This is a genomic window from Haloferax sp. s1 (assembly GCF_058382125.1).
The window spans coordinates 1-8039 of the sequence record NZ_JBZRPK010000575.1; the positions used below are offsets into that span (position 1 = coordinate 1).

Annotated in this window: 6 protein-coding genes; 2 read left to right on the forward strand and 4 right to left on the reverse strand. The window is 63.3% G+C overall.

Annotated features, from left to right (window positions below):
• Positions 1 to 115 precede the first annotated feature (115 nt).
• Positions 116 to 1069, forward strand: coding sequence for a ribose 1,5-bisphosphate isomerase (locus QT222_RS10925; protein ID WP_491477195.1), 954 nt, complete (start codon positions 116 to 118; stop codon positions 1067 to 1069).
• Between the two features lie 163 nt (positions 1070 to 1232).
• On the opposite strand, the gene QT222_RS10930 is transcribed toward QT222_RS10925, so the two are convergent.
• Entirely contained in the window at positions 1233 to 1895 is a 663-nt protein-coding gene (locus QT222_RS10930) for a helix-turn-helix domain-containing protein (RefSeq protein ID WP_004572705.1), read from the reverse strand.
• Between the two features lie 98 nt (positions 1896 to 1993).
• Between QT222_RS10930 and QT222_RS10935 the strand changes: the two genes are divergently transcribed.
• Complete coding sequence (locus tag QT222_RS10935; protein ID WP_004572704.1) at positions 1994 to 3658, forward strand: NADH-quinone oxidoreductase subunit D; 1665 nt, start codon at positions 1994 to 1996, stop codon at positions 3656 to 3658.
• A gap of 30 nt (positions 3659 to 3688) precedes the next feature.
• Here QT222_RS10935 and rbcL read toward each other — a convergent pair whose 3' ends face one another.
• From rbcL to QT222_RS10950, 3 genes are all read right to left on the reverse strand, one after another.
• Positions 3689 to 4978, reverse strand: a complete 1290-nt coding sequence (rbcL, locus tag QT222_RS10940; protein WP_491477196.1) for a type III ribulose-bisphosphate carboxylase — start codon at positions 4976 to 4978, stop codon at positions 3689 to 3691.
• Positions 4979 to 5077: 99 nt separating this feature from the next.
• Positions 5078 to 5998: a sodium:calcium antiporter gene (locus QT222_RS10945; RefSeq protein ID WP_004572702.1), complete on the reverse strand. Its 921-nt coding sequence runs from the start codon at positions 5996 to 5998 to the stop codon at positions 5078 to 5080.
• A 66-nt stretch (positions 5999 to 6064) separates the two neighbouring features.
• On the reverse strand, positions 6065 to 7984 hold the full coding sequence (locus QT222_RS10950) for a DEAD/DEAH box helicase (protein WP_491477197.1): 1920 nt from the start codon (positions 7982 to 7984) through the stop codon (positions 6065 to 6067).
• Between the last annotated feature and the right edge of the window lie 55 nt (positions 7985 to 8039).

Below are 8039 nucleotides of genomic sequence, written 5' to 3' on the forward strand. Positions count from 1 at the left end.
CGTGTTCGACCCCCCGACGAGGCGCTCGTCGATAGAGTGTGATTCGGCGGCGGCTCCATCTCGGTGTCTCCCGTCGCGGCGACCATTTTTGCATCCCACCGACGTAGATTACGATATGGACGAGCGCGTACACGCCGAGGTGCGACGTATCGCGGACGAAATCGGTACGATGGAGATTCGCGGTGCGGCGGCCATCGCGGAGGCGGCAGCCCGCGCCCTTCGGTCACAGGCCACGGACAGCGAGACCACAGACCCCGAGGCGTTCAAATCCGAACTCCGCGCCGCCGCCCGAATGCTCTACGAGACGCGGCCGACCGCTGTGAGCCTGCCGAACGCGCTCCGGTACGTCCTCCGCGGAATGTCGAGTACGACGGTCGAGGGACTGCGTCAGGACGTCGTCCAGTCTGCGGACGATTTCTGCGCCCGACTCGAACGAGCGCAAGCCGACCTCGGACAGGTCGGTGCGAACCGCCTCCGCGACGGCGACACCATCATGACCCACTGCCACTCGACGGACGTCTTCGCGTGCGTCGAGGCGGCGGTCGAACAGGGGAAACACATCGAGGCCATCGTCAAGGAGACGCGACCCCGACTACAGGGACATATCACCGCGGAGGCGCTCCACGAGATGGGCGTACCGGTCACACTCATCGTCGACTCGGCGGCCCGGCGCTACCTCAACGACGTGGACCACGTGTTGGTCGGCGCGGACGCCATCGCGGCCGACGGGAGCGTCATCAACAAAATCGGGACGAGCGGCCTCGCGGTCAACGCCCGCGACCGAGGGGCACCCATCATGGTCGCCGCACAGACGCTGAAACTGCACCCGGGGACGATGACGGGCCACACGGTCGATATCGAGATGCGTGACACTGAGGAGATAATCGACGACGAAACGCTCGCGGAACTCGGCAATCCGACGGTCAAAAATCCCGCCTTCGACGTGACACCGCCGCGCTACGTCGACGCCATCGTTACCGAGCGCGGGCAGTTCCCGCCTGAGAGTATCGTCATCCTGATGCGCGAACTATTCGGTGAAGGGACGACGGAGCCGTGGACTGAACCCTGAGTTCACGTTCGCAGGTTCGCAGGCTTGCGGGATTGCGGGATTGCGGGTTTGCAGGATTGCGGGATTGCGGGTTTGCAGGATTGCGGGATTGCGGGTTTGCAGGATTGCGGTTGCGGATTCGAGATTTGCCTCGGTACGCGCTCGTCAACACGATGCCCCCGGCTTACTGCCCGTCGACGACTGCGGACATCACTTTCATCTCGGCTTTTCGGAGGTGCTCGGCGGCAGTTCCAGTCGAGCAGCCCAACTGCTCTGCCACCGCTGCGACGGACCCGTCTCTCGATTCCCGATAGTAGCCGCACGCGACCGCAGCCTCGACGGCTTCTCGCTGTCGCGGCGACAGCGAGGCGGGCGCGAAGTCCCCCGGACCGGTGTACTCTCGCACCCTTCTGATTTCGATGTCGATGCCTTCCGGGGTCTGGTCAACCGCTGATTGGAGCGCTTCGTCCGTCCCGACAATCGTGACTAAAATCGTTCCATCGCCCTCGAAGATGACCGGTGGGACGACGACCAGTCCGTCCTGCGTGAACGCCGTCGTCTGCTGTACTCCAGCCGCATCGAGCCGTTCTTTGACGACGATAAAAAACGAGTCACCCGGCATCTGCGCCACCTCCGACGACAGAATCGTCGGTATCGACGTGAGCGCTTCCTCGTACGCTTCGATATCGGACCCGACGACCTCGAAAACAATCGTGTTCGTCTCGGTCATCGTCGGATTCCAGTGATGTAATTTGGTCCGCTCGAACGCCTCGTGTTCGACGACGAACTCGTGCATCGGGTGCAGATGGTTCTCGTCCGGGGTGAGACGTAGTCCGACCGATTTCATGTCCCGATGTATCCAGATGGCAGTATAAATATCAGCCGCACCTATGAGGCAGAACTCCGAATCCCGTTTCGGTCGAAGACAGACGCAGTAGCCCACCAATGTCACTCGAATCACCCCAAGTGACGACCGAGGTAGACGCAGACCAACTCACCACCGATGTGCTCCGGCAGGTGTTGGGGGATGCTCTTCTCAATCTCGACCACCACGTTCACGCCCCCGAGGTGACAATCCGGCCCGACGACGTACAGGCGGTCCTTTCGACATTCCGCGACGACCTCGGGTTCGACCACCTCTCGTGTGTGACCGCACAGGAGTACGAAGACCGCTACGAGTCTATCTACCACCTCAAATCCTACGACGACCCGACACGGGAGGTGAGTGTCGTCGTTCCTACACCCCGGTCAGACCCCGTGAGCGAGTCCGCCGAACCGGTGTTTCGGACAGCCGACTGGCACGAACGAGAGGCGTACGACCTCATCGGCATCGAGTACGACGACCATCCCGACCTGCGCCGTATCCTCCTCCCCGAGACGTGGCAGGGCCACCCGCTGAGTCTCGATTACGACCAGACGCGCCCGCAGGTCGTCCGGTACGACGAGCACGCGAATCCGCTCCACGAAGACGGGCGCACCGACACCAACACGATGGTTCTCAACATCGGCCCGCACCACCCCGCGACTCACGGCGTCTTACACCTACAGGCCACTCTCGACGGCGAGAAGGTCGTGGACGTGGACCCCGATATCGGGTACATTCACCGCTGCGAGGAGCAGATGTGCCAGAAGGGAACCTACCGACACCAGATTATGCCGTATCCCGACCGCTGGGACTGGGGCGGCGGCGGACTGCTGAACGAGTGGGCCTATGCCCGAACTGCGGAAGCGCTGGCCGACATTTCCGTTCCGGAGTACGCCCAGATTATCCGTACGATGGCCGCGGAGTTGAGTCGCATCCTCTCGCACATGCTCGCAGTCGCCTCGTACGCTCTCGACGTCACCGGCGAATTCACCGCGACGTTCATGTACGCGATGCGCGACCGTGAACTCGTCCAAAATATCCTCGAAGACCTCACTGGACAGCGATTAATGTTCAATTATTTCCGACTCGGCGGCGTCGTCTGGGACCTTCCCGAACCCCGCGAGGAGTTCTTCGAGAAGACACGCGAATTCCTCGATGGACTCCCCAAAAAACTCGAAGAGTACCACGACCTGCTGACGGCGAACGAGATACTCCAGATTCGGGCGGTCGATACCGGCGTTCTACCGCCCGAGGTCGCAAAGCAGTACGGGGTAACTGGCCCGGTCGCCCGCGGGTCAGGTATCGACTACGACCTCCGCCGCGACGACCCCTACGGCTACTACGACGAACTCGATTGGAACGTCGTCGTCGAGGACGACTGCGACAATTTCTCGCGCCTGCTCGTGCGGATGCGCGAGGTCGAAGAATCGGCCAAGATTATCGACCAGTGTGTCGACCTGCTCGAAGACTGGCCCGAAGACGAGCGAAACCTCCAGTCGAACGTGCCGCGTACGCTCAAGCCAGACGAAGACACCGAAGTCTACCGCGCCGTCGAGGCGGCGAAGGGTGAACTCGGTATCTATATTCGGTCCGACGGCACCGACAAGCCAGCCCGATTCAAGATTCGTGGCCCGTCTTTCTCGAACTTGCAGGTGCTCCCGGAGATAGCCAACGGTGAGTATGTCGCCGACCTCATCGCGTCAATCGGGAGTTTAGATACGATTATGGGCGAGGTCGACCGGTGAAAAACCGGGGCCGAAGCAGTCAGACGACGATTATCTCGGGGTCTCAGTGCCCCACTTGTCCAGGGCAACGGCGAGTTCGGGCGTTTCTTCGGCGGCCTCGGTAATCGACTTACCTTCGACGTAGGCGTCGATTGCCGACCGAAGCGCAATCGCTCCGGAGCGGGTGCCGTCGGGGTGCCCGTGGATACCGCCGCCGAGTTGGATACAGGTGTTCGTGCCCGTTGCATCGAGGAGGTCGGGGAGCAGTCCCGGATGGAGACCGCCGGAGGCGACCGGGAGCACGTCGTTTCGACCGTAGAGGTCGCCTTTCAGCCAGTCGTTGATGCCGACGGTGTCCTCGTTTGCGAGTTTCCCGAGTCCCGCGGTCCCGGTGTGGAGTTGGTCGACCCCACAGAGCCGCGAGATTTGTGCGAGCACCCGCATCGAGACACCGTGGGTCGGCATTCGGTCGAAGGCGGCGTGCATGGCGCGGTGGGCGTGGATAGCAAGGCCGTGTTTCTCGGTGCGCTCGCGGACGGTCTGGAGACCGGCCCACCCGGCGGTGATGATATCCACCATGACGTACTCGCCGCCCTGTGCAGCCACCTCGTCCACGCGGTCGAGCATCGTCTGGGTATCTGCGGTGACGTTGATGAGGTACGATTTCTTCTCTCCGGTCTCGTCTTCGGCGTCGTCACGGAGCGACAGCGACTCCGTGAGTCGGTCGGCGAAGGGGTTGAAGTCCTGGTCGGTTAGGTTCTCGTCGTCCTTCAGGAGGTCGACGCCACCGACCCATGCGTCGTATCCGACCTGCGCGTGTTCAGCCGTCGAAAGCCCGACTTTCGGCTTCGGGACCGTCGCCGTGATGGGGCGGTCGCTGACGCCGAAAATCTCCTCGCGGACCGACGAACCGTAGAGCGGTCCGGGGTACGACGAGACGACCGGTTCGGGCCACTCACAGTCCATGAGACGGATACTGTCGACCGCTTTCATGCCCATGATGTTACCGGCAATACAGGAGAGTACCTGCGGCATGTTCCCGGGTTCGAACAGTCCGGCAGGGTAGGCGACCTGAATATTACCGCCGTCGATGTCGTCGGACCCCGTCCGGCTGCCAGCCGAGCTTCGCTCGGCGATGGAGAACGTAGTCGCTCCCATATCGGTGAAGTCCGCACCGGGTTGGAGGGCCGCCCACGTCCCGTTGGAGGACTCCGAAGCCACGCGACTCGCGGCCGCCTCCATGGACATACCCGTTGCGGGGTCGATGCGGAACGTGCAGACGAGGTCCTCGTCGGTCGGTTCGTATTCGAGGTCGAGGAAGTCTTCGTACGTGATACCCATAGCCTCGCCTACGCCCCCACAGTGCTTAAAACGGCATCCCGAAGCGGTTTTGAGGGATGCGTTCGAACGCTAACGGTTCGGCTGTTGGACGCATCTGACTCACAGCACGACGAACGTCGGGAGATACAACCCGAGACAGAGGAGCGCCGCGCGACGGTCGATACCCTCCTGCCAGTAGAGCAACGCTAACACCGCGAGCGACACGACGAGCATGTAGAGTCCCGAGGGCGTCACCGACGCGAGGTCAGTGACGACCACATCCGCAACCAGCGCGCCGATACCGAGCGAAAAGACGGGGTCGGTGATGTTGCTCCCGAGAATCGACCCCACGGAGATTCCTTCGCGGCCCTCCTTGGCGGCGATTCCGGCGACGACGATTTCGGGGGCAGTCGTCCCGAGACCGGTGAGCAAACCGACCGAATACTCGGAGATGCCGACCAACCGGGCGAGTTCGACGCCGTTCGTTACCATCACTTGCCCGCCGACTACGACGAGAAGCAGGCCGAACGCGACACGCGGGAGACCTCGTTCCGGTGTCTTTTCCTCCTCGACGACCTCCTCAGCAATTTCCTCGCCACCCTCGTTCGTGTAGAGCGTGTAGACGAAGTTGACGTACGCGAGCATCATCAGGAAGCCCTCGGAACGCTGGACTACGCCGTCTTCGAGCGTGAGTAGCATGATAATCATCGCGAGCGTCATCGCCCCGCCGTAGACCATCACGTCTCGACGGTCCGCCACGATGGGCGCGATGAGCGCCACGATACCGATAGCGAGCGTAATCTGCGAGGTCTCCGAGCCGATGATGTTGCCGACGACGAGGTCGCCCGCGCCGTAGGAGGCCGCGTAAATGGAGGTCGTCATCTCCGGAATCGACGTGCCGACGGAGATGAGCGTCACGCCGATGAAGAACGGCGAGACGCCGTAGAAACTGGCGACCTCGGCCGCGGCGGTGACCGCCCGGTCGGCACCGAAGACGAGCGCGGCGAGTCCGACGACGAACAGAACTGCCTCTGCGAACATGTCGATGTTCCAATCACTTCGCGTGGTGACGTAAACGGTCGGGTGGCGATGGGTCCCGTCGCCTGCTCAGGGCGACAACAGCGCCCGAACCTCGCGGAACTCTGGGACGTCGGTGTCGAGTGCGGCACAGAGCGCATCCGCTGCGCCCAAGAGCCACTCGGCGCGCTCGACGCGGGATTCGACGTCTCCCGGGCCGATTCGGTAGCGTTCGACGAGGTCCTCGATGTTCGACCCATCGGACCACTCGTGGAGGATACGGGCGGTCTTGACCGCGGTCAACCACTCCTCGAACGGGTCTGCCTCGTGCATTGCGGTAGTGAACTCCGCGCTGTGAGTTCGAGCGTACTGGTACATGTCCGCCCGCTCGCGGTTGCCGAGGTAGGTGTCGTGCATGTCGGGTGTGTTGCAGACGACTTCCAGCGCGGTTCGGGCCGTGACGTTCTCGTCGGCCATCGTCTGGATGGTCCGCACGCCAGCGATGATTCGCGCTCCAGTCGTCGGCGAAACGTACTGCTTGGACGTTTGTGCGCCGAGGGTCGTCGCCGAAAGCGAGTCGCCGTCGACGGCGAGCAGTTCCATCGATTCGAGGTCGGAAACCACGTCGCCGACGAGTTCCGTGAGGTCCACGCCGGGGTTCTGATGAGCGTAGTACGTGGCCGAAAACACGTCGGCGACGCCGTCGAGGCTGTCGGCAAAGCCCGACGCGACGACCGAGAGAACGTGCGTTCGAAGCGCCTCCTCGTCGGCAAACTGGGAGTTGACCGCCTCCGCATCGGCGGTGACGTAGCGGTCGACGAGTTCGTCTTTCGTGTCGTCGTCGCCGACGAGCACCGCTTCGCCGAAGGGGTCGAGGTGCGGCCGTCCGGCGCGGCCGCACATCTGGTGGACGTCGAGCACCGGAATCCACGCCATCGACTCGCCGGTATAGCGCTTCTGGTCGCGGATAACGACGCGGCGCGCCGGAACGTTCACGCCCGCCGCGAGGGTCGGCGTCGCACAGATAACCGAGAGCTTCCGGTCTCTGAAGGCGTTCTCGACGGCGACTCGGTGTGTGCTTCGCAGACCGGCGTGGTGGAATCCAACACCGGTTCGCGCACACTCGGAGAGTTGCCGTCCAGTTGTGGTGCCGCCCAGTTCGGCGAGTTCGTCACCGAGGTCGGGGGCGGGCGAAAGGTCTTCGTCCGCGAGTCGGTCGGCGAGCGCTTCTGCTTCGCGGCGTGAGCGGACGAACGCGAGACACTGGCCGCCGTTTTCGACCGCATCGGCGACGAGCGAGACGGTCGCTTCGGTCGCCTCGTCGTCGTTCGGGCCGGTCGGTGGAACCGTGACTTCGAGCGCCGAGTCGTCGTCGAACTCGACCGATTCGTCGGCGTAGACGCCGGTTCGAAGTGAGACAGGTCGCCACGTACTTTCGACCAGTTCGGCGTCCAACCACGCGGCGATTGCTTCGGGGTTGTCGACTGTCGCGGAGAGGGCGACGAGCTGGAGGTCGGGAACCCGGCGTTGGAGCGTCGCCAGCGTGACTTCGAGCGTCGGCCCGCGACCGAGCGCGCCGAGGAGGTGCACCTCGTCGACGACGACGCAGGCGAGGTGTTCGACCCACGACGCGCCGTTTCGAATCGCCGAATCGACCTTCTCGCTCGTGGCGACGATGATATCGTGGTCGCCGAGGGCCTCTTCGGCGGAGTCGAAGTCGCCGGTCGAGATGCCGACGCTCACGCCCGGCAGTTCGTCGAACGTCTCGTACTTTTCGCGTGCGAGCGCGCGAAGCGGGACGATGTAAAGCGCCGGTCCGTCGGCGGTGAGCATGGCGAGTTCGGCGATGAACGTCTTGCCACTCGCGGTCGGAATCGCGGCGACGACGCGACCGCCTTCGGCGACACCCGCCTCGACGGCGGCTACCTGCGGCGGATACAACCCCCCCAAGCCTTTTGTCTCGTAAAGTGTGACGAGGGCCGCCGGAAAAGGGGGGGGCTGCACCCGCAGCCGTACCAGGCTGGGTGGGTAAACACATAAGTTTCTTCTTCGCAGTGGATTGTCC

What these genes read in the sequence shown, in the direction of transcription:
- rbcL (WP_491477196.1), bottom strand. Translation starts at nt 4,978, where the DNA reads ATGGGTATCACGTACGAAGACTTCCTCGACCTCGAATACGAACCGACC.
- QT222_RS10945 (WP_004572702.1), bottom strand. Translation starts at nt 5,998, where the DNA reads ATGTTCGCAGAGGCAGTTCTGTTCGTCGTCGGACTCGCCGCGCTCGTC.
- QT222_RS10925 (WP_491477195.1), top strand. Translation starts at nt 116, where the DNA reads ATGGACGAGCGCGTACACGCCGAGGTGCGACGTATCGCGGACGAAATC.
- QT222_RS10935 (WP_004572704.1), top strand. Translation starts at nt 1,994, where the DNA reads ATGTCACTCGAATCACCCCAAGTGACGACCGAGGTAGACGCAGACCAA.
- QT222_RS10930 (WP_004572705.1), bottom strand. Translation starts at nt 1,895, where the DNA reads ATGAAATCGGTCGGACTACGTCTCACCCCGGACGAGAACCATCTGCAC.